Origin of the sequence: Streptomyces sp. SID11385 (assembly GCF_010548245.1) — a bacterium.
In the GTDB taxonomy this organism is placed as follows: Bacteria; Actinomycetota; Actinomycetes; order Streptomycetales; family Streptomycetaceae; genus Streptomyces.
The window spans coordinates 1-810 of the sequence record NZ_JAAGLR010000843.1 but is presented as its reverse complement, the minus strand read 5'-3'; the positions used below and the strand labels follow the sequence as shown (position 1 = coordinate 810).

General features: G+C 76.4%; 1 protein-coding gene. It reads right to left on the bottom strand.

Annotation, left to right across the window (positions count from 1 at the left end; genetic code table 11):
- The coding region (locus G3I42_RS25390; RefSeq protein WP_203607322.1) for a zinc-dependent metalloprotease at window positions 1-506 on the bottom strand (506 nt) is incomplete at its 3' end.
- Window positions 507-810: the final 304 nt, after the last annotated feature.

Below are 810 nucleotides of genomic sequence, written 5' to 3'. Positions count from 1 at the left end.
CCTAGTTCACGCTCGACGTGGACGATGTTCGGCGCGACGAGGAGGAGCCGGCCGCCGCCGGTGCCGCCGGGGAGGTCGCGCGAGGGCGGGGCGAAGGTCTCGTACTGGCCGAGGACGCGCGAGGAGAGGAAGGAGAGGAGGACGCCGAGTTCGGCGCCGGTGACCTTGCCGCCGAGCGCGGCGACGATGCTGGAGGAGCCGCCCTCGTTCCTGCGGCCCTGCATCTTGTCGAGCAGCGGCGCGAGCAGCGAGCGGAACCCGGCGACGTTGGCGCGGACCCAGCCGGGCCGGTCGACGACGAGGACGGGCGTGTCCGCGGAGGGCGGGGGGCTCATCCGCGTATAGGCGCGGACGTGTTCCTCGGCCGACTTGGCGTGCTCGCGCAGTTCGGCGACGACCGCGCGGGCTTCGTCGCGGCTCACCTCCGGGCCCGGGCGCAGGAGGCGGGTCGCGGTGGTGACCGCGAGATTCCAGTCGACCATCTGGGGACCACCGAGGCTCGTCATGTGTCAACGGTACGGGGTTTCCGGGGCGGGGAGGAGGGGGCGGAGGCGGGAAGCGGGAAGCGGGGGGCGGAGGCGAGGGGCCGTAGGCGGGAGGCCCGGGGCGGGAGGACCCGGGGCGGGAGGCGGGGGCCGGAAGCGGGGCGCGGAGAGCCGGATGCGGGGCTCAAGGCGAGCGGCCGAAGGCCGGGAGGCCGAGGCGGGAGCCGAGCCGAAGGCGGGAGGGGCCGAAGGCGGCGGGCCGAAGGCGGGCGCCGGGCCGAAGGCGGCGGACCAAAGGCGGGAGCCGGGCCGAAGGCAGCGGGCC